The organism is Massilia rhizosphaerae (assembly GCF_016093545.1).
In the GTDB taxonomy this organism is placed as follows: domain Bacteria; phylum Pseudomonadota; class Gammaproteobacteria; order Burkholderiales; family Burkholderiaceae_D; genus Telluria; species Telluria rhizosphaerae.
In genome coordinates this window covers 70,857-90,740 of sequence record NZ_JADKYX010000027.1, presented here as the reverse complement: position 1 = coordinate 90,740, position 19,884 = coordinate 70,857, and the positions used below count along the sequence as shown (strand labels likewise).

The following is a 19,884-nucleotide window of genomic DNA, read 5'->3' as shown; positions in this document are numbered from 1 at the left end:
ATCGCAAAGGAGGCACCATGTCCCGCTTCGCCCGCTTTTTCCGTACCGCCCTGCACTGCCTGCCGTTCGCCGTCGCCTGCGCCGCGCCCGCCCACGCGGCGACGCCGCCGCAGACAGTCCGTCCCACCCTCGACTTCGCCTCTTGCGCCAAGCCGCAATATCCGCATGCGGACCTGCAGGCGGGCCACCAGGGCAAGGTCCAGCTCGGTTTTCTCGTCGACGAGAACGGCCGCGTGCAGGAATCGAAGGTCGAGGCGTCGAGCGGTTTCGCGACGCTCGACGAGGCCGCCCGCACGGCGCTGGCGCGCTGCAGCTTTCATGCCGGGCAGGAGAACGGCAAGCCGGTCCGGCAATGGACCTCGGTGCGATACGTGTGGAAGATGCACTGAGGCGGATGGGCAGCGCCGCGGCGCCGCCCGTTGCCGTCAGACGGCCGAGACGTCCAGCTCGGCCGACGTGGCGGCCAGGACGTCGTCCTTGGTGACGCCCGGCGCCAGTTCCACCAGCTTGAGGCCGGTGTCCGTGACGTCGATGACGCCCAGGTCGGTGATGATGCGGTCGACGACGCCGACGCCCGTCAGCGGCAGGTCACATTTCTTGAGGATCTTGTGGCTGATGGTGCCGTCCTTGGCCGTCGCCACGTGCTCCATCACCACGACGACGCGCTTGACGCCGGCCACGAGGTCCATCGCGCCGCCCATGCCCTTGACCATCTTGCCCGGGATCATCCAGTTGGCCAGGTCGCCCTTTTGCGACACCTGCATCGCGCCGAGGATGGCCAGGTTGATCTTGCCGCCGCGGATCATGCCGAAGGAATCGGCCGAGCTGAAGTAGGCCGCGCCCGGCAACGCCGTCACGGTCTGCTTGCCGGCGTTGATCAGGTCGGCGTCGACCTGGTCGTCCGTCGGGAACGGGCCGATGCCCAGCAAGCCGTTTTCCGACTGCAGGAACACTTCGATGTCCTTGGGGACGTAGTTCGCCACCATGGTGGGCAGGCCGATGCCCAGGTTCACGTAGAAACCGTCCTGCAGTTCCTTGGCCGCGCGCGCGGCCATTTCATCACGAGTCCATGCCATGTCTGTCTCCCCTGGTCTTATGCTTGACGCACGGTGCGCTGTTCGATGCGCTTTTCCGGCGTCGGGTTGTGAACGATGCGGTGCACGAAGATGCTCGGGGTATGCACCTGGTCCGGCTCGATCTCGCCGATCTCGACCAGTTGCTCGACTTCCACGATGCAGACCTTGCCTGCGGTGGCCACGTTCGGGTTGAAATTGCGCGCCGTCTTGCGGAACACGAGGTTGCCGGCGCGGTCGGCCTTCCAGGCCTTGACGAGCGACACATCCGGCACGAGCGAACGTTCCATCACATACATTTCGCCGTCGAATTCGCGGGTTTCCTTGCCTTCCGCGACGATGGTGCCGTAGCCCGTCTTGGTGAAGAAGGCGGGGATGCCGGCGCCGCCGGCGCGCAGCTTTTCGGCCAGCGTGCCCTGCGGCGTGAATTCCAGTTCCAGTTCGCCGGCCAGGAATTGGCGCGCGAATTCCTTGTTCTCGCCCACGTACGAGGCGATCATCTTCCTGATCTGGCGCGTGGTGAGGAGTTGGCCGAGGCCGAAATCGTCGACGCCGGCGTTGTTCGAGATGGCCGTCAGATTCTTGACGCCGGAGTCGCGCAACGCGAGGATCAGCGCCTCGGGAATGCCGCACAGGCCGAAACCGCCCACGGCGATCGTCTGGCCGTCTGCCACGACCCCCTCCAGCGCGGCGCGCGCATCAGGATACACTTTGTTCATAGCCGTCCCTTTAATTATTGAGCTTCAAGCGTGGTTAAGCTTCTCTCTACAGCAAAGTAGAATTCGAGAATAAAATACGCCCCTCCAAAGCACAATACCGTAGAAATACCGGCAAGCGTTTCCTGCAGGGCACTCGACTACCATCAAATGAACGCATCATACGCCATCGATTACGAGATGATTTTCCAGCACGCGCCCGTCGGCATGTGCATCTCGGTCAACCGGGTGATCCGGTCGTGCAACCACGCCCTCGCGGCGATGTTCGGCTACCAGCGCATCCAGCTGGACGGCCAGTCGTTCTCGGTACTCTACCCCACGATGGACGAGTTCCTGCGCACGGGCGACCGCATCATTCCGATCATGAACGCGAAGGGCCGCTACTCGGACGAGCGGATCATGCGCCGCGAAAACGGGGAATTATTCTGGTGCCACGTGACAGGCCGCGCGCTCGACCCGGCCGAGCCGCTGGGCGCCGGGGTCTGGACGTTCGAGGACGTCAGCGAAAAGCGCCCCGTGACGGCCGAGCTGACCCCGCGCGAGCGCGAGATCGCGGCGCTGCTCGTCGAGGGCAAGACGAGCAAGCTGATCGCGCGCGAGACGGACCTGTCCCCGCGCACGGTGGAGATGCACCGCGCCAAGCTGATGAAGAAATTTTCCGCATCGACATCGTCAGAGCTGGTGCACAAGCTCATCAGCATGTCGCGCTGACCCGGGGCGCTCAACGTTTGATCTGCGTCAGTCGAACCGAGCCAGCCTGCATGGGACGCGAGGGCGGCCGGCCAGGCTCATTACTTCAGCTTGACGAATTCGCCCTTCAGCGCGACGCCCGACATGATCGCCCCGTCATGGCATTCGAACTGGGTGTCGCTCGACATTTCCACGTTCTTGTAATTGCTGACGATGTTGATCACGGCATTCGCCCCCAGTTCGTGGGCGCGCTGCTGCAGGCGCAACATGGCCGACAGGAACGCCCAATTACACGCGGTCTCCGCCGACTTACCGAACGAGTTGGTCTTCTGGTTCGTCTTGTCCGCACCGAGACGCTCGAGGACGGGCGGGGTCGGCTGGTTGCCAAAGTAGAATTTCACCGAATCGCCCAGGCGGACCTTGGCGTCGTTCGCGCTCATCGCCGCGGACAGCGGCAGCAACAGCTTCGTGTCCCGTGCTTGCGCCGTCGCGGTGACGCCCAGCGTCGCCAGTGCGCAGGCCAGTATCGCTGGCAGCATCCTGTAGTTCATGGTTCCCCCGCTCAGTTAGCCTTGACGGACTGGTCGTCCGCGCCGGTCGGGCCGCCGACGGCCTTGTCGTAGTTGGCGATGATGTAATCGCTGGCGAGGTTCGCGACACGGGTCAGCATGAGGTTGTCCATGGTGCCCATCGTGAAACCCCCACTGAACGCCGCCGTGCGCTGGAAGAATTCCGGCGTCGCGATCACCTTGCCCATGTTGTCGCGGAACGTCACGCGCATCAGAACGCCCGAGCCGCCGACCAGCGGGCCGAGCAGGACGCGCTTGGCGCCGTGCTTGAACGACATTTCTTCGATAACCGGTTCCACCACCAGCGTATTGCCGGTCGCCACGCGTGCGTTCCATTGCGCCAGCTTCGGTTCGAGATCCTTCTTGAGGTTCTCGTCGATCTTGGCCAGGCCGGCCGCGTCGCCCTTGTAGCCTGCCTTGAACACGACGGGCTTCACCTCGATATGGCTGTAGGCCGAGAACGCTTTCGCGGGCGGCGGATTGTCGGTCGACGACGCCTTGATTTTCGTCGCGCAGCCTTGCAGCAGCGCGACGCTCACGATTGCGGATGCCAGCAGGACGGTCCGGTGCTTGTTATTCATTTTTTCTCCGTTTCTAGGTGTGGTGAAACTACCGCTTGAAGATCAGCGACGTGTTGATGCCGCCAAACGCAAAATTGTTCGACATGACGTATTCGCAGTCGAGATGTCGCCCGTCGCCACGAATATAGTCGAGCTCGCCGCACTGCGGGTCGATCTCGTCAAGGTTGACGGTCGGCGCAAACCAGCCTTCCTGCATCATCCGGATGCTGATCCACGCTTCCAGCGCGCCGCAGGCGCCGAGCGTGTGGCCCATATAGCTCTTCAGCGAACTGATCGGCATGCCCGTGCCGAACACGGCGTTCGTCGCCACGGTCTCCGCGACGTCGCCGTGCTGCGTGCCCGTGCCGTGGGCGTTGACGTAGCCGATGGCGTGCGGCGCCAGGCCGGCGTCTTCCAGCGCCAGTTCCATCGCGATCCGCATCATGTCGGCGTTCGGCTGGGTGACGTGGCAACCGTCGCTGTTGGTGCCGAATCCGACGATCTCCGCATACACCGTCGCACCGCGCGCCAGCGCATGTTCGCGCTCTTCCAGGATGAGGCAGCCGGCGCCCTCGCCGATGACGAGGCCGTCGCGCACGCGGTCGAACGGCCGCGGCGTCGTATGGGGCGCGTCGTTGCGCACGCTCGTCGCGAACAGGGTGTCGAAGACGGCGGCCTCCGTCGCGCACAATTCCTCGGCGCCGCCCGCGATCATCGCCGTCTGCTTGCCCGTCCTGATGGCCTCGTAGGCATAGCCGATGCCCTGGCTGCCCGACGTGCAGGCGGACGACGTCGTGATCACGCGCCCCGTCACACCGAAGAACACGCCGATGTTGACCGGTGCCGTGTGCGCCATCATCTTGATGTAGGTGGTCGCGTTGATGCCCTTGGTCGTGCGCTCTTCCATCATGCGGCCGAAGTCGCCGATGGCGCTGGGCGTGCCGGCCGACGAGCCGAACGAAATGCCCATCCTGCCGCTGGTGAGCAGCGGATGGTCGAGCAGGCCCGCATCGGCCAGCGCCAGTTCGCTGGCGCGCGTCGCCATCAGCGCGACGCGGCCCATGCTGCGGATCGCCTTGCGGTGGTAGCGCTCGCCCAGTTCGAACGGCGCGGCGGGCGCGCCCAGGCGGGTGTTCAGGCCCTCGTAGTCGTCCCACGCCGCCATCCGGACGATCGCGTTGCGCCCCTCGACCAGGCGCGCGCGGATCGTGCCCCAGTCGTTGCCCAGCGGGCTGATGCCGGCCATGCCGGTGACGACGACGCGCTTCATGCCAGGCCTCCATTGACGGAAATGACCTGGCGCGTGACGTAGCCGGCGTCGTCCGACATCAGGTAGGCGACCGCGGCCGCCACTTCCTCGGGACGGCCGACGCGGCGCGCCGGGATCAGTTTGACGATGTCGTCGAACGGGACGCCGTCGATCATCTCGGTCTCGATCAGGCCCGGCGCGACGCAATTGACGGTGATGTCGCGCTTGGCCAGTTCCAGCGCGAGCGCCTTGGTGGCGCCGATGATGCCGGCCTTGGCGGCGCTGTAGTTGACCTGGCCGCGGTTGCCGATCAGGCCCGACACCGACGCCATCGTGACGATGCGGCCCGGCTTGCGGCGCTGGACCATCGGCATGACGAGCGGGTTCAGGACGTTGAAGAAGCCGTCCAGGTTCGTGCCCAGCACCTGGTCCCATTCCTCGCCGGTCATGGCCGGAAACGCCGTGTCGCAGGCGACGCCGGCATTGCAGACGACGCCGTAGTAGCAGCCGTGCGCCTCGACGTCGGCCAGCAGCGCGTCGGCCGTCGCCGCGCGGTCGCCGATGTCGAACTGCAGGACGCGCGCGCTGCCGCCGGCCGCCGCGATGTCGGCCGCCACGGCCTCGGCCTCCGCGCGGCGGCTGCGGCAATGCACCACCACGCGGTAGCCGTCGCGCGCCAGGCGCAGCGCGATCGCCTTGCCGATGCCGCGCGACGAGCCGGTCACAAGCACACTTTTCTCGATACTACTCATTCGGAACTCCGTTGCAAAAACTCTTCTACGTTGTCGGGCTGGAACACGGTGATCGTGGCGCTCGCCCATTCGGCGCCGCCGGCGCCGTCCACGATGCGGCAGTCGTACGCGCCCAGGCCGTTCTCGCCTTTCAGCACCTGTTGCACGTGCACGTGCAGGACGCTCCCCGCCGGGAAGGCGGCCACCGTGCAGGCGTAGCGGCGGGTGCCGAGCAAGAAGCCCACGCGCACCGGTTCGCCGCGCAGGCGGGCGCCGAAGCCGGCATGCGCGGCCACCGCCTGCGCCATGTATTCGACGCCGACCCACGCGCCCACGGCGCCGTCGGCAAGGAACAGCGTGTCCGCGGCGATCGCCACCTCGGCGCACAGGGTCTCGGCGTCGGCCGCGAGCAGCCGTCCGAGCAGCGACATGGCGCCGTCGTGCGGCACCAGGGTGCGGATGTCGGGCAGGTTCATCGCGTCCTCCCGAACACGAGCGTCGCGTTCGAGCCGCCGAACGCGAACGAATTGCTGAGCGCCCAGCGCAGCGGGCGGCCCAGGCGCGTGCCCGGGCGTGCCACGTTCAACGCCGGCAGCGCGGGGTCCTGGGCGCCGTCCCACAAATGCGGCGGCAACTTGCCGTCCGGATTATCGTCCTGCATCGCCAGCCAGCAGAACGCCGCCTCGACGGCGCCGGCCGCGCCCAGCGTGTGGCCCGTGAACGGCTTCGTGGAACTGACCGCGACATCCGTGCCGAACAGGTCGGCGACGGCGCGCGACTCCATCGCGTCGTTCTGGACGGTCGCGGTGCCGTGCAGGTTGATGTAGTCGACGTCGGCCGGTTCGATGCCGGCCCGGCGCAACGCGTCGCGCATCGCCAGCCGCGCTCCGCCGCCGGCCGGGTCCGGGGCCGACATGTGGTGGCCGTCGGACGATTCGCCCCAGCCGCACAACGCCACGGCGGCCGGTTCGCGCGACATGAGGAACAGCGCCGCGCCCTCGCCCAGGTTGATGCCGTTGCGCGCGGCGGAGAGCGGATTGCAGCGCGCCGCGCTGACGGATTCGAGCGCCGAAAAGCCGGCCACCGTGAAGCCGCACAGCGTGTCGACGCCGCCCGTGACGACGGCGTCGCACAAGCCCATGCGGATCAGGCGCGCCGCGCTGGCCAGCGCCTTCGCACTCGACGAGCACGCGCTCGAATGGACGTAGGCCGGACCGCCGACGCCCAGCTCGCGCGCCAGCAACGCGGCCGGCGCGCCCATCTCCTGCTGGCCGTAATGGAACCAGTCCGGCAGCGCGCCCGTGGCCGCGCGCGCCGCCAGCGCGCCTTCCGTGGCGGCCACGCCCGACGTGCTGGTGCCGACGACGACGCCGACGCGGCCCGCGCCGTAGCGGGCGATGGCGGCGTCGACGGCGGGCCGGATGCCTGCCAGCGCGGCCAGCGCCAGCTGGTTGTTGCGGCTGCGCAGCGCCAGCGGCAAATGGTCGACCGAGGGCAGCGCGGCGTGCACGCGGCCCAGCGGCAGCGGGCGGCCGGGCGAGCACGCATCCGACACGGCAAGCCCCCCTTCCGCCTCGTCGAGCAGGCGGCGCGCGATCGCGTCGCGCTCGTCGCCCAGTGCGCACAACAGCGCGCAATCGTTCAGGTACAACATCGGAAACCTCACTCGGAGGCCGACTCGATGGTCAGCCGGTAGTGGTAGCGCACGTTGTCGAGCACCGCCCGGCCCTGCCAGCGCGGCATGCCGCCATACGTGATGGTCTCGATCACCTGGCCGTCGCGGCGCAGCACGCGCGTGAGGCCCTGGTCGTCGATGCGCCAGCCCGCCGGCAGCGCCTTGGCGATCGCGTCGGCCGGCCACAGGGTCAGTTGCAGGTCTTCCAGCACATCGGCCGCGCGCACCTCGGCCGGCAGCATCGGGTGGCGCCATTCGTGCAGCGCCTGCCCGTCGTAGTCGAGGCTCAGCACGCGCTGGCCGAACGCCAGGCCGACCAGGCCGACGTGCGTGGCGTCCACTTCGAGCGCGACGTCGAGATCGTTCGTGCCGCCGGGCCGCGCGACGGTCAGGTGCTGCTGCACGCTGATGGCGGCGCCCAGCGCGGCCGGCGGCAGGCGCAGGCCGAGGCGCGCCGGCGCTTGCGGCACGCCGGCGCAGCCGGCCAGCAGCAGGGAGGCGGCCAGCGCGGCCAGGCGCGCGCCGGATTCAGGCAGTGACGGTCGCTTCACGGCGCTCCTTTGCGATGACGGTGAAACAAGGGGCCGCGAGCCAGACCAGCGCGGTCCCGCACAGCATCGTGAGCCCGAACGCGCGCAGCGCCGGCGTGCCGGACAGCGCCAGGAGGCCGAACGACAGCAAGGTGCTGGCGGCGGACAGGCCGACGGCGAGCCAGGGCGCCACGTCGGCCCGCTCCCGGTCTTCCTGCATGAAGATGCCGTAGTCGACGCCCACGCCCAGCAGCAGCATCAGCGCCAGCACGTGGAACAGTTGCAGGTGCTGGCCGGCCAGGCCGAGGATGGCCAGCGTGAGCACGCTCGCGGCGGCCGTCGGCGCCAGCACGCGCCACGTGCGGCCGCGGTAGCGCGGCAGCAGCGCCAGGTACACGAGCGCGTATGCCCCGAGCAGGACGGCCCCCATGTACGCGCGGTAGCGTCCCAGCACGGCCGAGATGCCGCCGACCTTGTCGACCCATTGCACGCCCTCCAGCCCGGCGGCCGCTTGGGCCAGCACGGGAATCGACGCGTAACGCATGCCGCGCAGCGCGACGATGCTGGCGTGGACGCCGCCCACGTCGCCGAGCCACAGGTAGCGCCACGGTTCGCTGGCCGGCGTGCGCAGGAACGCGTCCGCCGTCATGGGCGCGGCGCGCCCGCGCAGGTGCGCGCGGGTGGCCGCGACCCAGTCGCCGTCCGCGCCGAGTTCGCGCGCCAGCGCAGCCAGCGGACCGCCAGGTGCCAGCACGGTCGCATCCAGCAACGCCAGGCGCTCCGTCTGCGTGCGGGCCGACGGCACCCAGTTCGACAGCGCCTGGTAACCGCCGAGATCCCCTTGCGCGACGAGCGGGTCGAGGCGGCGCTTGAGGGCTTCTTCGCGCTCGAGGACCTGTTCGTCCGACGCGCCGCGCACCAGGTAGTACTGGACGGGCGTGGGCGCGTCGAGCAGGCGGCCCAGCTTGATCTGGTCGCGCACGAGACGGGCCGGCGACGATTGCAGCGAGCGGATGTCGTCGTCGGTGCCGAGGCGCGCGCAGCCCGCGGCCGCCACGGCGGCCAGCAGCGCGATCGCGCCCAGCACGGACGGCCGCATCGATACGCGCGGCCAGCGCGCGACGATGCCGCCGTAGCGGCGCGCGAGCCAGCCCCGTTCGAGCGTGCCCGGACCGATCAGTTGCGGGAACCAGCACACGACGGTGAGCCAGGCGAACACGAGGCCGCACGCGGAAAAGACGGCCATGTGGCGCAGCCCCGGGAACGGCGTCAGCGCGAGCCCCATGTAGCCGATGACGGCGGCCAGCAAGGTCAGGCCGAGGCCGGGCAGCAGGCGGCGCAGCAGCCGTACCGAGTCGAGCTCGCGCCCGGCCCCGAGCCGATGGCACAGGAAATACAGGCCGTAGTCCTGGGCCACGCCGATCAGGCTGGCGCCGAACACCAGCGTGAGCAGATGGATGCGGCCGAACAGGAGCCAGCACACGGACAGCGCGCCGAGGAAGCCGATGCCGATCGCCAGCACGATCAGGCCGATCGGCTTGACCGAGCGGAACGTCAACCACGTCAGCACGACGATGCCGACCAGCGAGCCGAGGCCGATCGTCTCCACTTCGGCACTGGCCTGGCGCCCCGCCGCCGCCGCGTGCAGCACGACGCCGGCCTCGATCACCTCGGCCGCCGGCACGGCGCGGCGCGCGGCGGCGGACGCCGCATCCAGCAACGGCACCGCCTCGCGCTGCGCGGCCAGCGCGAACGCGGACGGCGCCAGCGTATAAGTCAGCAGCACGTACTCGCGTCCTTCGCCGCCCACGTACAAGTGGCCGTCGCGCGGACGCACGGGGGTTTCGCCGGCGCGCTCCTGCATCCAGCCCGCGAACAGCCCGAACGGATCGTCGCGGAAGCTGCCCAGCTTCGGCCCGCCGAACGCGCCGTACGCGCGGGCCAGCGCATTCTCCTTCCAGTACGCGGCCGGCTGCGTGCGCAGCGCGCGTTCGTCCGCCGCGCCGACCAGCAAGGTCGCGTGCGGCGTGAAACCGTCCAGCCACGCCGCCTGCGCGTCGGCGCCGGCGTCCTCTTTCAACAACGCCGCGTGCGGGCGCAGCACGGCCTGAAACGCGGCGGCGGCGCGCACGGCATCGAGCCACCGCGCCGCGCCGACCAGCACGACGACGCGCTGCTGGGCACTGTCGACCATGTGCGTGAAGGAGCGCTGCAGCACCGGATCGCGCTCGCCGGCCGGCAGCAGCGCGAGGATGTCGGTGTCGGGATGGACGTGCCGGCCCAGCCACAGCCAGGCATTGTGCCCGGCCACCAGGCACACGACCAGGGCCCAGGCGAGCGCCAGGCGGCGATGCGCCGTCAAAGCTGGGCCGCCTCTTCGGGCAGGACGGCGTCGGGACCGGTCCTGATGTCGGAGAACACGATGTCGGTGCGGTCGCCGCTCTCCTCCACCATGTGGATCGTGCGCACGTAGGCGTCGCCGTCCAGCGTGATCGCGCCGATCGCGCGCGCCAGCGCCGGGTTGCGCCCCTTCAGCGCCACCTTCCACCTGGCGTCGGTCACGGTGCCGTCCACCTCGAACAGCGTGTCGAGCTGACCCAGGTCGCCGGACAGCAGCGCGAACAGCACGCCGTTGATCATGCGGACGGTGGGCTCGCGGCTCGCCTCCATGCGCATCGCCACGCGCTCGCCCTGCAGTTGCACGATCTCGTCGCGCGTCAGGCGCAGCGTGTTCGCGAACGGCTTCAGCGTGCGCCACAGGACGCCCTTGCCGGCGACGACGCAGAAGCGGCCGCTGGATGCCAGCGGCTTCTTCATCCCGGCCAGGTGCTTGCTCTGCTCGAAGCGTCCGCACAGCCGCTCGGGCTTGGCCAGCATGGCCTGGATCTTCGCGACGGGCGCGGCGGCCTGCGCGGCCCCGCCCAGCATCGATGCCAGCAGCAGGCCGGCGGCGAGTAATCGTTTCATGGTGCTTGCACTCCCAGCTTCTGGAACAGGACGGGCGGCGAGACGAAGCACATCTCGCCGCTCGCGATGTCGACCGCGACCTGCGTCGTCGACGCACGGTTCAGGCGCCGGCCGGTGCCGGCATCGCTGACCAGGTAGTCGATCCGCAGGCGGTTTTCCCACTCGACGATCTCGGCGCGCAGCCGCAGGCGCTGGCCGAACGTGGCGGGTGCCGCGTAGCGCAGGTTCATGTCGACGATGGGCCACATGTAGCCGGACGCCTTCATCTCGGCATAGTTGTAGCCGATCGCGTCCAGCAGCGCGCAGCGCGCCACCTCGAGGTATTTCACGTAATTGCCGTGCCAGACCACTTCCATCGGATCCAGGTCGTAGAACTGCACCTGGATCTCGACTTCCGCATGCCAGCGCGACGCCGCCTTCGCCTTACGCATACAGGCTCCAGGCCTGGTCGCGGATGCGGTCCAGCAGCAGCCGCAGTTCGGAGTCGAGGCGGCGGTCCTCGGTGACCGGGGCGACGTCCTGGCCCAGCAGGTCGACCATGCGCGCCAGCGGCGCCGGCAGCGCCTTGCCCGGGTCGACGCGCCGGCGCAGCCAGACGCCCTGGCGCACCGTGACCAGCAGGGCCGCCGCGACCTGCTCGGTCAATTCCAGCACGCGCAGGCAGTCGCGCGCGGCGATCGTGCCCATGCTGACCTTGTCCTGGTTGTGGCATTCGGTCGAGCGCGAGAACACCGACGCCGGCATCGTCAGCTTGAGCGCTTCCGCCGTCCACGCGGAGGCACTGATCTGCAGCGCCTTCAGGCCGTGGTTGATCGGCGCCCGCTCGCCCTGCATGCCGGAGAGGTTCGCGGGCAGCCCCGCGTTGTAGCGCGCGTCGACGAGCAGCGCCATCTGGCGGTCCAGCAGGTCGGCCAGGTTCGCCACCGCGTTCTTCATGCCGTCCATGGCGAAGGCGATGTGGCCGCCGTAGAAGTGGCCGCCGTGCAGCACGCGCTCGCCCTCGGCGTCGATGATCGGGTTGTCGTTGGCGCTGTTGAGTTCATTCTCGATGGCGGTGCGGAAGAACGGCAGCGCGTCGGCCAGCACGCCGATGACGTGCGGCGCGCAGCGGATCGAATAGCGGTCCTGCAGGCGCTTGCCGTTGCGTTCCAGCTGGCCGCCGTATTCCAGGTCCTGGCGCAGCCACGCCGCCACGTCCTGCATGCCCGCGTGCGGCTTGACGGCGAACAGCGTCTCGTCGAAATGATGATCGTTGCCGTCGAGCGCGAACGACGCCAGCGCGGTGATGCGCGTGACGAGCCGCGTCAGGTACGCGGCCCGGTCCCAGGCGAGACAGGCCAGGCCGGTCATGACGGCGGTGCCGTTCATGATCGCCAGCCCCTCCTTCGGGCGCAGGCGCAGCGGCGCGATGCCGGCGTCGCGCAGCGCCTGCGCCGCCGGCACCACGGCGCCGTCGCGCAGCACTTCGCGCTCGCCGCACAGCACGGCGGCCAGGTAGGACAACGGGGTCAGGTCGCCGCTGGCGCCGACCGAGCCTTCGCTCGGGATCACCGGCACGAGGCCGGCGTCGAACAGGCGCACGATCTGGTCGAGCAGCTCGACGCTGACGCCGGAATACCCTTTCGACAGCGACGCGAGGCGCGCCCCCATCACGGCGCGCGCCTGCGCCGCCGTCAGGTGGACGCCCAGGCCGCAGCCATGGTAGGTGTACAGGTGGTGCGGCAGCTCGGGCACGAGCGCCAGCGGGACCTCGACGGTGCATGAATCGCCGTAGCCGGTCGTGACGCCGTACACGACGCCGTCCTCGCGCAGCAGGCGGTCGAGGAAGTCGGCACCGCGCGCGATGGCGGCGCGGAACGCCGGATCTTCCGACAACGCCGGGCGGGCAGCGCCGCGCGCGATGTCGACGATATCCTCCAGCGTCAGGCGGGCGCGGTCGAAGCGCACGGTGCGCCGGTGTGTGTTGATGTCACTGAGCAGCATCGGGAAAATCCGTTTCGGGTAAATGCCAAAAATCGTAGAAGTTGAACCACTCGAGCGGCGAGCGGCGCGCGTGATGCTCGAGGCGCGCGGCGTAGGCGGCGGCCAGCCCGGCCAGCGCCTGCGCACGGTCGCGGCGCGGCAGCACGACCTTGTCGCGCAACGGCTCGAAGTGCACGTCGTAGCGGTCGCCGGTGCGGGTGGCGAACATCGCGGCCAGCGGGCAGCCGAGCACCGCGGCCATCACGTACGGGCCGATCGGGAACGCCGCCATGCGGCCGAGGAAAGGCGCCAGCGCCACGCGCGGGCTGTCCGACACCGGCACGCGGTCGCCGGCGATGACGACGAATTCGCCGCGGCCGATGCGCTCGGACAGCGTCATCGCCATCGCCGCGTCCATCTCGGTCACCTGCAGCAGATTCAGGCCGCTCCTGGGGTCGAGCTGCGCCAGCACGTCGTTGAAGGCCTGGGCGTGCTTCGTGTGCACGAGCACCGTCACGCGCAGGCCGGGCGTGCGCAGCGACAGCGCGCGGCACAGGTCGAGATTGCCCAGGTGCGCGCACACGAGCAGCGCGCCGTGGCCCTGGCGGGCGCCGTCCAGCAATGCGTCGGCGCCATGCACCCGCACCCGGCCGAAGTCGAACGCGCCGCCCCACAACAGCATCCTGTCGAGGATCGCTTCGGCGAACGCGCCGAAATGACGCAGCACGCCGCCCGCGCCCGCCGGCATGTCCACGCGCGCCAGGTAGGCGGCGGACGCGCGCCGCGCGCGCGGCTGGGTCGCCACGTACCACAGCAGCACCGGGTACAGCACGACGCGGAACGGCCAGCGGCCGAACGTGCGGCAGACCCAGAACAGCAGGCGCATGCCGGCCACGCAGGTCGCCTCGTTGATGGCGGCCCAGTGGCGCGCGTCGCCGGCGGACGTGCCTAGCTGCGCCATGCCCGCACCAGCAGCGAAGGAATGCGCGGCAGCATGCCGAAGAACAGGGTCATGTGCAGGCGGCTGATCAGGACGTTGTCGGTCCACGCCTTGAAGTGCGACACCCCATCGTCCGGATAGCCGACCCGCGTCGGCAGGTTGACGATGGCGAGGCCGTCCCAGTACAGGCGCACGAGGATCTCGATGTCGAAGTTCATGCGCAGGCCGAGACGGCGCCGCCGCGCCAGCGCCAGCACCGGCGCGACCGGGTAGACCCGGAAGCCGCACATCGAGTCGCGGATGGCCAGCGACAGCGTGTTGATCCAGACCCAGACGTGCGTGAGGTAGCGCGCATACAGGCGCAGCGCGGGCACCGATTCGTCGTACACCGGGCGGCCGGCGATGACGGCGCCCGGCGCGGCGCGCGCGGCGGCGAGGAAGCGCGGCACGTCGGCGACGCTGTGCTGGCCGTCGGCGTCGACCTGCAGCACGTGGCTGTAGCCGTCGCGCTCCGCCCGTGCGAAGCCGGTCAGCACCGCCCCGCCCTTGCCCAGGTTGACGGCGTGGCGCTCCAGCACGACCCGGTCCGGGTGGCCGGCCGCCAGCTGGTCGAGCACCGCGGCGCAGGCGGCCGAGCAGCCGTCGTCGACCAGGATCACCGGCAGGCCATGCGCGAGCACCTGCGCGAGCACCCCTTGAATCGCGTGCTCGTGGTTGTAGACGGGGATGACGACGCAGGGACGGAACATGTCAGCCGTGCTCCGCCCGCACGAAGCGCAGCAGCGAATGACAGTAGCCGATACCGTCGCGCACCGTCCGCAGTTCCAGGCCGGCCGCGCGCGCCAGGCGGATGTAGTCGTCGCTCTCGTAGACCTTGCTGTTGCCGCTCGCCAGATTGTTGAAGTACGGCGACGTGTTGATCAGGCAGTAGGACGCGATGTCGTAACGCTGGCGGTCCCAGAACGTGTCCATCACGAGCACCTGTCCGCGCGGGGCCAGCGCGGTGGCGACGCGGCGGAAGATGCTGGCGATCGCGTCTTCCGAAAAGCAGCTGAGGAATTGGCTCATCCAGACGAGGTCCATCCCGCCCGGCAGCGCCGCCGCATCGTCCAGCATGTCGGTCGGATGCAGTACGGCGCGCTCGCGCACGCCGCCCGCCGCGAGGTTCGCGTCGAGCACCGCCAGCTGGCCCGGCAGGTCGACGGCGTGCAGCTCGACGGCCGCGTCGTAGCCCAGCGCGGCCAAGGCGAACTTGCCCGTGTTGGCGCCGATGTCCATCAGCTTGCGCGGCGCCGTCGCGAACACGTCGGGCAGGATGGCCGGGAACGACACGTCGGAATAATAATGATCGAACGCGAGCCAGCTGGTGCGCGCCGGTTCGGGCAACTGCGCCAGGCCCTCGTACAGCGTGGGCCAGTCGCCGAATACCTTCAGCCCGAGCGGCCGCTCGGCGTCGAGCGTGCGTTCGAGATCGAACAGCGCCTGGTAGCAGACGTCGTGGTTGAAGTCGATGTTGACCTGGGTGATCGGGTCGGTGAGGATGCAGAAGCCGGCCTTGTCGAGCACGTAGCGGCCGTCGTCCAGGTAGACGACGCCGGCGGACAGGCAGGTTTCCAGCACGATCTTCAGCACGTAGGCGCTCCAGCCGCCCTGGGCCGCCAGGTCGGCGATCGAACGGCCCGTGTCGCCGGCGTCGGCCACCGCCTGCAGGATGCCGCGCTTCCACGCGTAGCGCACGCACTGGAACACGACCGGGCCGAAGGCGATCTTCTGGGCGTCGAAACGGGCATCGAATGCGCTCTGGCGCGGGGGCGAGAATTTTTTGTTCAGCATGGTTGGTCGGGCCCGAACAGGATACGTCCGCTGGCGTGGGCGCCGGCCTCGGAAAAATAACGGAATGCGAGGCTGCCTTTGGCGGCGTCGCGCGACAGTTCGAGCCGCACCGGCTGTTCCGGGCGGATCATCTGCTGGAATTTCAGGGCCTGGATGCCGGCGAAGCTGCCGGCGCGGCCGAAGTGCTGCCGGCCATAGCGGATCGCCCAGTCGACCTGCACGACGCCCGGCAGGACGGGCGCCACGGCGAAATGACCGTCGAAGTACAGCAGGTCGGCCGGCACCGTCAGCTCCAGCAGCACGCGGGCATCGTCGCGCTCCAGCACGCGCACGGCCGGATGGCGCGGCCGCGCTGGCGCCTCGGGTGCCGGATCGAGCAGCGCGAGCAGCTGCGCCGCCGTCGTCTTGCCGCGCGCATCGACCGGCAGCGCGTCCAGATAGCGCCAGCGGCGCGGCAGCGCCACGGCCTCCAGCCCGGACGCCAGCTGCGCGCGCAGGCGGGCATTGAGCGCCCTCTTGCCGTCCTCCGCCAGCACGGCGCGGCCGGCGTCCGACGGCACGACGAAGGCGGCCAGCACCTGGCGGCCCTGGCCGGCGTCCGGCGCGGCGAGCACGCGCGCCTCGCGCGCCAGGCCGCCGGCCACCAGGGCGGATTCGATGGCGTCGAGCGAAATCCGTTTTTCCTCGATCTTGACGATCCGGTCGGCCCGCCCGCGCAGCAGGAAGCGGCCGCCGCCGGCCGCCTCGACGCGGTCGGCGAGGGTTTGCCAGGCGTCGGTGCCGGTATGCGGCGAGCGCACGGCGAGCAGGCCGTCGTCGCCAGCCTGCCAGGCCACGCCCGGCAGCGGCGTCCAGCCGTCGTCGGCGTCGCCGGCACGCCGGCGCCAGGCGATGCCGCCGGTCTCGGAGCTGCCGTAGACTTCGATCGGGACCGTCCCGAGCAACGCGGCGGCGTGGTGCGCGGCCGCCGGCTCCAGCATGCCGCCGGACGAGAACACGGCGCGCAGGTTCGCGGCCGCGCCGTGCCAGTCGAGGTGGCCGGGCAGCCGCTTCAGGTGGGCCGGGCTGGCCAGCAGGACTGCGGGCCGCGCGGCCAGCGCCGGCGCCAGCGTTTCGGGAAATTCGTGGCGCGCCGCGTGCAGCGGACGGCCGGCCGCGAGCGGCCACAGGATGCGGAACAGCAGGCCGTAGATGTGCTGGTGCGACACGGTGGCGACGACGTCGGCGTCGCCCAGCGCCGCGCCGAACTGCGCTTCCAGCGCTGCCAGCTCGCTCGTCAGCTGGACGAGACGCTTGGGAATCGGCACCGGCGTGCCGGTAGTCCCGGACGTGAACACGACGAGCGCGGGAAAGTCCGGCGCCGGCGCGTGCCAGGCAGCGACCGCATCGGCGGCGTCGACGCCATCCGCGTCCGCCGGCGCCTGCGGCACGCAGGCCGCGGGGAAGTCGCCCCAGAACGCGTCGACGCGGCCGGCCAGCGCGGCACAGGTGGCGGGCAGCACGTCGGCGGCGAGCCACACCGTCTTCGCCGCGAGCCACGCCCCGACGAGGGCGGCCGCGAACTCGAGGCTGTCCTCGTGGTGCAGCGCGACCGGCCCGGGGCCGCCGCGGCGCCCGAGCGCGGCCCACGCGTGGATGCGACCCAGCAGCGCGCCATGGCGCACGGGTGCGCCGGCGCGCCAGCCGGCCAGCGCGTCCGGTGCACGCGCGGCGAGACGGGAGAACAGGTCAGGCATGGTGCAGCCGCCGGAAACGCATGCGCACCAGGTATTCGCCGCCGAACATGGCGCCCATCAGCACATAGGAAACGACGCCGGTGTACAGCGACCACACGGCTTCCGGCGCGTACAGCGCGGTGAGCAGCGCGACGGCGCCGTTCGCGGCGAAGAACACGCACCAGGCCTGCGTGACGCGCCGCGTATAACCCACCGCGGCCGGCGGCAGGTCCGGCTCGCGCAGCCGCGCGAAGCGTTCGACCATCGACGGACCGTGCGCGAGGCTCCAGCCGAAGGCGGCCAGGAACGCGCCGTTGACGAGCACCGGATACAGCTTGAGGGGCAGCACGGCGTTGGCGCCGATCGCAAACGCGGCCAGTACCAGCGCGGCGCCCGCCGACCAGCGCGCCGTGGCGCTCAACCTGAGCGCCGGCAATCGGGTGGCCACCGCCAGCAGCAACAGGCCCGCGAGCCAGCGCGGCGCGATCGTGCCGTGGCCGAACCAGATCGCCAGCGGATAGACGAGCGTCAGCGCACCCGCCAGGACGTTCCACGCCATCGGGTCAGGCCGCCTGCACTTCCGTCCGGGCTTCCGGCTCCGCCTGTCCCAGGCCGACGAGGGCGTCGACGACGTCGTCGATCGTGCGGATGGTCTTGAAGACTTCCGGCTGCAGGCGCTTGCCCGTCATCTGCTTGAGTTTCACGGCCAGGTCGACGGCGTCGATGCTGTCGATGTCGAGGTCGGCGTACAGGTTCGTCGCCGGCGTCAGCGCCGCGCGATCGAGTTCGAACATCTCGGCCAACAGGTCCGCGACCCACGTAAACAATTCATCGCGATTCATCTCGTTCAGGGCTACCATGGCCTTCTCCTACTTCTTGCGGTGGGTTTCGATCATCGATGCGAGCGCGCGCACCGATGCAAAATGCCGCCGCGTTTCCTGCGCTTCGGGCGGCAGCGTGATGCCGTAGCGCTTCTGCAGCGCCACGCCGATTTCCAGGGCATCGATCGAATCCAGTCCCAGTCCTTCCACGAACAGCGGCGCGTCGCTGTCGATGTCGGCGGGTTCGACGTCCTCGAGCTGGAGGACGTCGACGATCAATTCCTTCACTTCCTGTTCAAGCATGTTGCTGCCCTTTTTCCGTAAAATAGCGTTGCAGGTATTCCGTCAGCCGGCGCGCGGCAACGACGTCCGGCACGGCGGGCGCGAGGAAGCGCTCGGTGCCGATGTCGTCCATCACGTCGATGCGAAAGCTGGCCCGGCGCGGCGGCACGTGCCACCACTTGTCGCCCTTGCCCAACGTGGGCGGTTCGCACGTGATGCGCACCGGCGTCACCGGCCGCGCACCGCGCACGGCGATGTTGGCGGCGCCGCGCTTGAGTTCCGGCGCGCCGCCGCGCGGCGTGCGCGTCCCCTCGGGGAAGATGATCAGGTTGCCGCCCGCGCGCAGCGAGGCGATGCAATCCTCGATCAGTTCCGGGCCGCGGTCGTTGCAGATGTAGCCGGCCGCGCGCACGGGGCCCCGCGTGAACGGGTTGCTCCACAAGCCGCCCTTCACGATGCAGTCGGCGTTGCGCACGAAGGCCATCAGGAAGACGGTGTCGATCAGCGTGGGGTGGTTGGCGAGAATCAGCTGGCCTTCGCGGTCCAGTTTATCGAGCCCGCGCACCTCGTAGCGCAGCACCCCGAGCCCGCGCATGATGCCGACGAATGCACGAAAGCTCAGGCGCACCGTGGCGCGCGCCGCGCGCACCCGCACCGCGCCGTCCCGCACGCACAACGCCAGCAGCGGAAAGACGAACACGCGCAGCAACAGCCCGCCCAGCCCGAACAGGGAAAAACTCAAGCCGGTCGCGAACACGCGCCAACCGAGGCCGATCCTGTCAAGCATCGCGGCACCAGGTCCAGCGGCGATCGGCGGCATGCCGCACGAGCGACGGGGCCCTCGCGAGATGGAAGCGCAACACGTCCAGCGCGCCGGGCCGGCGCGGCGGCGCGGCGGGCGCCGGTTCGGTACGCCACGACAAGCGCACCGGCTGCGCGCCGGCCGGGACCATCGCCCAGGCAAAGGCGAACGGCTGCTCGTCGCAATCCTCGAATTCCTTCAACACGTCGGGCAGCGGCGCGTCGCAGGCAACCAGCAGGACCATGTCGGCGCCGTCGGCAAGCAGGCCGCAGGCTTCGATCACGGCATGTTCGAGCGTGGCCGCGCCGGCCGCGAGCGCGACGTGGTTGGCGCGGTCCGCGCGCGCGATCGAAAACAGGCCGGCGCTCGCATTGTGGACGGCCAGGCCGAACGCCGTCGGCGACAGCGGCTCGCCGCGCGCCAGATCGTCCAGCAGGCCGACCGCGCGCCCCACTTCGCCATGGCGCGAACAGAATACGGTCGGCACATCGGTACGCTGCCCCAGGCATTCGTAGGCGACTTCGAGCGCCATGCGCCCCAACAACCCGGCGCGCCGGCGCAGCATGGCCGGCATCGCGGCCACCCTGGGCTCGTCCGCGCCGTCGAACGACCACGGCTCGCGCGCCCAGGCGTCCCACCGCTCGGGCGAGGCGACACCGGGCGCCCATGCCGCATGGCGGGCGATGGAAAAGACGACCTCGTTCTCAGACATAAATCACAAGCCAGGGGATAGCGCTACCGCGCCGTAATCGTACAACATGGACAAACG

Annotated in this window: 24 protein-coding genes; 2 read left to right on the top strand and 22 right to left on the bottom strand. The window is 69.9% G+C overall.

Translation table 11 applies throughout. From position 1 onward, the window contains the following. The first annotated feature begins 17 nt into the window (after nucleotides 1–17). The gene (locus ISF28_RS28035) at nucleotides 18–389 is read left to right on the top strand and encodes an energy transducer TonB (RefSeq protein WP_198120471.1); all 372 of its coding nucleotides are present in this window, start codon (nucleotides 18–20) and stop codon (nucleotides 387–389) included. A 36-nt stretch (nucleotides 390–425) separates the two neighbouring features. On the opposite strand, the gene ISF28_RS28030 is transcribed toward ISF28_RS28035, so the two are convergent. Both ISF28_RS28030 and ISF28_RS28025 read right to left on the bottom strand, forming a co-directional pair. Beyond that, nucleotides 426–1,076 (bottom strand): 3-oxoacid CoA-transferase subunit B, encoded by a 651-nt coding sequence (locus ISF28_RS28030; RefSeq protein WP_198120470.1) that lies wholly within the window; start codon nucleotides 1,074–1,076, stop codon nucleotides 426–428. Nucleotides 1,077–1,093: 17 nt separating this feature from the next. Beyond that, nucleotides 1,094–1,792 (bottom strand): CoA transferase subunit A, encoded by a 699-nt coding sequence (locus tag ISF28_RS28025; RefSeq protein ID WP_198120469.1) that lies wholly within the window; start codon nucleotides 1,790–1,792, stop codon nucleotides 1,094–1,096. Nucleotides 1,793–1,939: 147 nt separating this feature from the next. On the opposite strand from ISF28_RS28025, the gene ISF28_RS28020 reads away from it, so the two are divergent. Then, nucleotides 1,940–2,500: a LuxR C-terminal-related transcriptional regulator gene (locus tag ISF28_RS28020; protein ID WP_198120468.1), complete on the top strand. Its 561-nt coding sequence runs from the start codon at nucleotides 1,940–1,942 to the stop codon at nucleotides 2,498–2,500. A gap of 80 nt (nucleotides 2,501–2,580) precedes the next feature. Here ISF28_RS28020 and ISF28_RS28015 read toward each other — a convergent pair whose 3' ends face one another. Genes ISF28_RS28015 through ISF28_RS27920 form a run of 20 tightly spaced genes read right to left on the bottom strand, consistent with a single transcriptional unit; the run spans nucleotide 2,581 to nucleotide 19,827 of the window. After that, complete coding sequence (locus ISF28_RS28015) at nucleotides 2,581–3,018, bottom strand: excinuclease ATPase subunit (protein ID WP_198120467.1); 438 nt, start codon at nucleotides 3,016–3,018, stop codon at nucleotides 2,581–2,583. A gap of 23 nt (nucleotides 3,019–3,041) precedes the next feature. Then, nucleotides 3,042–3,629, bottom strand: coding sequence for a hypothetical protein (locus ISF28_RS28010; RefSeq protein ID WP_198120466.1), 588 nt, complete (start codon nucleotides 3,627–3,629; stop codon nucleotides 3,042–3,044). Nucleotides 3,630–3,657: 28 nt separating this feature from the next. Next, complete coding sequence (locus tag ISF28_RS28005) at nucleotides 3,658–4,878, bottom strand: beta-ketoacyl-ACP synthase (protein ID WP_198120465.1); 1,221 nt, start codon at nucleotides 4,876–4,878, stop codon at nucleotides 3,658–3,660. Then, nucleotides 4,875–5,609 (bottom strand): 3-oxoacyl-ACP reductase FabG, encoded by a 735-nt coding sequence (fabG, locus tag ISF28_RS28000; protein WP_198120464.1) that lies wholly within the window; start codon nucleotides 5,607–5,609, stop codon nucleotides 4,875–4,877. Before fabG ends, ISF28_RS28005 begins: the two co-directional genes overlap by 4 nt. Then, nucleotides 5,606–6,064, bottom strand: coding sequence for a hotdog family protein (locus ISF28_RS27995; RefSeq protein ID WP_198120463.1), 459 nt, complete (start codon nucleotides 6,062–6,064; stop codon nucleotides 5,606–5,608). The genes fabG and ISF28_RS27995 overlap by 4 nt, the downstream gene beginning before the upstream one ends. After that, nucleotides 6,061–7,242, bottom strand: coding sequence for a beta-ketoacyl-ACP synthase (locus ISF28_RS27990; protein WP_198120462.1), 1,182 nt, complete (start codon nucleotides 7,240–7,242; stop codon nucleotides 6,061–6,063). The genes ISF28_RS27995 and ISF28_RS27990 overlap by 4 nt, the downstream gene beginning before the upstream one ends. Nucleotides 7,243–7,250: 8 nt before the next feature. Continuing rightward, on the bottom strand, nucleotides 7,251–7,814 hold the full coding sequence (locus ISF28_RS27985) for a DUF3261 domain-containing protein (RefSeq protein WP_370663511.1): 564 nt from the start codon (nucleotides 7,812–7,814) through the stop codon (nucleotides 7,251–7,253). After that, nucleotides 7,792–10,155, bottom strand: a complete 2,364-nt coding sequence (locus tag ISF28_RS27980) for an MMPL family transporter (protein ID WP_198120461.1) — start codon at nucleotides 10,153–10,155, stop codon at nucleotides 7,792–7,794. Before ISF28_RS27980 ends, ISF28_RS27985 begins: the two co-directional genes overlap by 23 nt. Next, nucleotides 10,152–10,760 (bottom strand): outer membrane lipoprotein carrier protein LolA, encoded by a 609-nt coding sequence (locus ISF28_RS27975; RefSeq protein WP_198120460.1) that lies wholly within the window; start codon nucleotides 10,758–10,760, stop codon nucleotides 10,152–10,154. The genes ISF28_RS27980 and ISF28_RS27975 overlap by 4 nt, the downstream gene beginning before the upstream one ends. After that, the gene (locus ISF28_RS27970; protein WP_198120459.1) at nucleotides 10,757–11,191 is read right to left on the bottom strand and encodes an acyl-CoA thioesterase; all 435 of its coding nucleotides are present in this window, start codon (nucleotides 11,189–11,191) and stop codon (nucleotides 10,757–10,759) included. Before ISF28_RS27970 ends, ISF28_RS27975 begins: the two co-directional genes overlap by 4 nt. Continuing rightward, nucleotides 11,184–12,743: an HAL/PAL/TAL family ammonia-lyase gene (locus ISF28_RS27965; protein WP_198120458.1), complete on the bottom strand. Its 1,560-nt coding sequence runs from the start codon at nucleotides 12,741–12,743 to the stop codon at nucleotides 11,184–11,186. The genes ISF28_RS27970 and ISF28_RS27965 overlap by 8 nt, the downstream gene beginning before the upstream one ends. Continuing rightward, on the bottom strand, nucleotides 12,730–13,683 hold the full coding sequence (locus ISF28_RS27960) for a lysophospholipid acyltransferase family protein (RefSeq protein WP_198120457.1): 954 nt from the start codon (nucleotides 13,681–13,683) through the stop codon (nucleotides 12,730–12,732). Before ISF28_RS27960 ends, ISF28_RS27965 begins: the two co-directional genes overlap by 14 nt. Further along, nucleotides 13,671–14,411, bottom strand: a complete 741-nt coding sequence (locus ISF28_RS27955; RefSeq protein WP_198120456.1) for a glycosyltransferase family 2 protein — start codon at nucleotides 14,409–14,411, stop codon at nucleotides 13,671–13,673. Before ISF28_RS27955 ends, ISF28_RS27960 begins: the two co-directional genes overlap by 13 nt. 1 nt (nucleotide 14,412) lies before the next feature. Further along, nucleotides 14,413–15,495: an SAM-dependent methyltransferase gene (locus tag ISF28_RS27950; protein WP_198120455.1), complete on the bottom strand. Its 1,083-nt coding sequence runs from the start codon at nucleotides 15,493–15,495 to the stop codon at nucleotides 14,413–14,415. Continuing rightward, the gene (locus ISF28_RS27945; RefSeq protein WP_198120454.1) at nucleotides 15,489–17,231 is read right to left on the bottom strand and encodes an ApeI family dehydratase; all 1,743 of its coding nucleotides are present in this window, start codon (nucleotides 17,229–17,231) and stop codon (nucleotides 15,489–15,491) included. The genes ISF28_RS27950 and ISF28_RS27945 overlap by 7 nt, the downstream gene beginning before the upstream one ends. After that, nucleotides 17,224–17,769: a COG4648 family protein gene (locus tag ISF28_RS27940; protein WP_198120453.1), complete on the bottom strand. Its 546-nt coding sequence runs from the start codon at nucleotides 17,767–17,769 to the stop codon at nucleotides 17,224–17,226. Before ISF28_RS27940 ends, ISF28_RS27945 begins: the two co-directional genes overlap by 8 nt. Nucleotides 17,770–17,773: 4 nt before the next feature. Then, on the bottom strand, nucleotides 17,774–18,070 hold the full coding sequence (locus tag ISF28_RS27935; RefSeq protein WP_229519435.1) for an acyl carrier protein: 297 nt from the start codon (nucleotides 18,068–18,070) through the stop codon (nucleotides 17,774–17,776). A gap of 9 nt (nucleotides 18,071–18,079) precedes the next feature. Continuing rightward, on the bottom strand, nucleotides 18,080–18,334 hold the full coding sequence (locus tag ISF28_RS27930; RefSeq protein WP_198120452.1) for a phosphopantetheine-binding protein: 255 nt from the start codon (nucleotides 18,332–18,334) through the stop codon (nucleotides 18,080–18,082). Next, nucleotides 18,327–19,100, bottom strand: coding sequence for a lysophospholipid acyltransferase family protein (locus tag ISF28_RS27925; RefSeq protein WP_198120451.1), 774 nt, complete (start codon nucleotides 19,098–19,100; stop codon nucleotides 18,327–18,329). Before ISF28_RS27925 ends, ISF28_RS27930 begins: the two co-directional genes overlap by 8 nt. Beyond that, nucleotides 19,093–19,827 carry a beta-ketoacyl synthase chain length factor gene (locus ISF28_RS27920; RefSeq protein ID WP_198120450.1) on the bottom strand — a complete coding sequence of 245 codons (735 nt, stop codon included), beginning with the start codon at nucleotides 19,825–19,827 and terminating at the stop codon, nucleotides 19,093–19,095. Before ISF28_RS27920 ends, ISF28_RS27925 begins: the two co-directional genes overlap by 8 nt. Between the last annotated feature and the right edge of the window lie 57 nt (nucleotides 19,828–19,884).

Bases quoted from the DNA above. Each gene is read 5' to 3' on its own strand.
- ISF28_RS27975 (WP_198120460.1), bottom strand. From the start codon at position 10,760: ATGAAACGATTACTCGCCGCCGGCCTGCTGCTGGCATCGATGCTGGGC.
- ISF28_RS27995 (WP_198120463.1), bottom strand. From the start codon at position 6,064: ATGAACCTGCCCGACATCCGCACCCTGGTGCCGCACGACGGCGCCATG.
- ISF28_RS28010 (WP_198120466.1), bottom strand. From the start codon at position 3,629: ATGAATAACAAGCACCGGACCGTCCTGCTGGCATCCGCAATCGTGAGC.
- ISF28_RS27925 (WP_198120451.1), bottom strand. From the start codon at position 19,100: ATGCTTGACAGGATCGGCCTCGGTTGGCGCGTGTTCGCGACCGGCTTG.
- ISF28_RS27960 (WP_198120457.1), bottom strand. From the start codon at position 13,683: ATGGCGCAGCTAGGCACGTCCGCCGGCGACGCGCGCCACTGGGCCGCC.
- ISF28_RS27990 (WP_198120462.1), bottom strand. From the start codon at position 7,242: ATGTTGTACCTGAACGATTGCGCGCTGTTGTGCGCACTGGGCGACGAG.
- ISF28_RS28030 (WP_198120470.1), bottom strand. From the start codon at position 1,076: ATGGCATGGACTCGTGATGAAATGGCCGCGCGCGCGGCCAAGGAACTG.
- ISF28_RS27935 (WP_229519435.1), bottom strand. From the start codon at position 18,070: ATGGTAGCCCTGAACGAGATGAATCGCGATGAATTGTTTACGTGGGTC.
- ISF28_RS27930 (WP_198120452.1), bottom strand. From the start codon at position 18,334: ATGCTTGAACAGGAAGTGAAGGAATTGATCGTCGACGTCCTCCAGCTC.
- ISF28_RS27945 (WP_198120454.1), bottom strand. From the start codon at position 17,231: ATGCCTGACCTGTTCTCCCGTCTCGCCGCGCGTGCACCGGACGCGCTG.
- fabG (WP_198120464.1), bottom strand. From the start codon at position 5,609: ATGAGTAGTATCGAGAAAAGTGTGCTTGTGACCGGCTCGTCGCGCGGC.
- ISF28_RS28015 (WP_198120467.1), bottom strand. From the start codon at position 3,018: ATGCTGCCAGCGATACTGGCCTGCGCACTGGCGACGCTGGGCGTCACC.
- ISF28_RS28035 (WP_198120471.1), top strand. From the start codon at position 18: ATGTCCCGCTTCGCCCGCTTTTTCCGTACCGCCCTGCACTGCCTGCCG.
- ISF28_RS28025 (WP_198120469.1), bottom strand. From the start codon at position 1,792: ATGAACAAAGTGTATCCTGATGCGCGCGCCGCGCTGGAGGGGGTCGTG.
- ISF28_RS27955 (WP_198120456.1), bottom strand. From the start codon at position 14,411: ATGTTCCGTCCCTGCGTCGTCATCCCCGTCTACAACCACGAGCACGCG.
- ISF28_RS27965 (WP_198120458.1), bottom strand. From the start codon at position 12,743: ATGCTGCTCAGTGACATCAACACACACCGGCGCACCGTGCGCTTCGAC.
- ISF28_RS27940 (WP_198120453.1), bottom strand. From the start codon at position 17,769: ATGGCGTGGAACGTCCTGGCGGGTGCGCTGACGCTCGTCTATCCGCTG.
- ISF28_RS27920 (WP_198120450.1), bottom strand. From the start codon at position 19,827: ATGTCTGAGAACGAGGTCGTCTTTTCCATCGCCCGCCATGCGGCATGG.
- ISF28_RS27970 (WP_198120459.1), bottom strand. From the start codon at position 11,191: ATGCGTAAGGCGAAGGCGGCGTCGCGCTGGCATGCGGAAGTCGAGATC.
- ISF28_RS28020 (WP_198120468.1), top strand. From the start codon at position 1,940: ATGAACGCATCATACGCCATCGATTACGAGATGATTTTCCAGCACGCG.
- ISF28_RS28005 (WP_198120465.1), bottom strand. From the start codon at position 4,878: ATGAAGCGCGTCGTCGTCACCGGCATGGCCGGCATCAGCCCGCTGGGC.
- ISF28_RS27950 (WP_198120455.1), bottom strand. From the start codon at position 15,495: ATGCTGAACAAAAAATTCTCGCCCCCGCGCCAGAGCGCATTCGATGCC.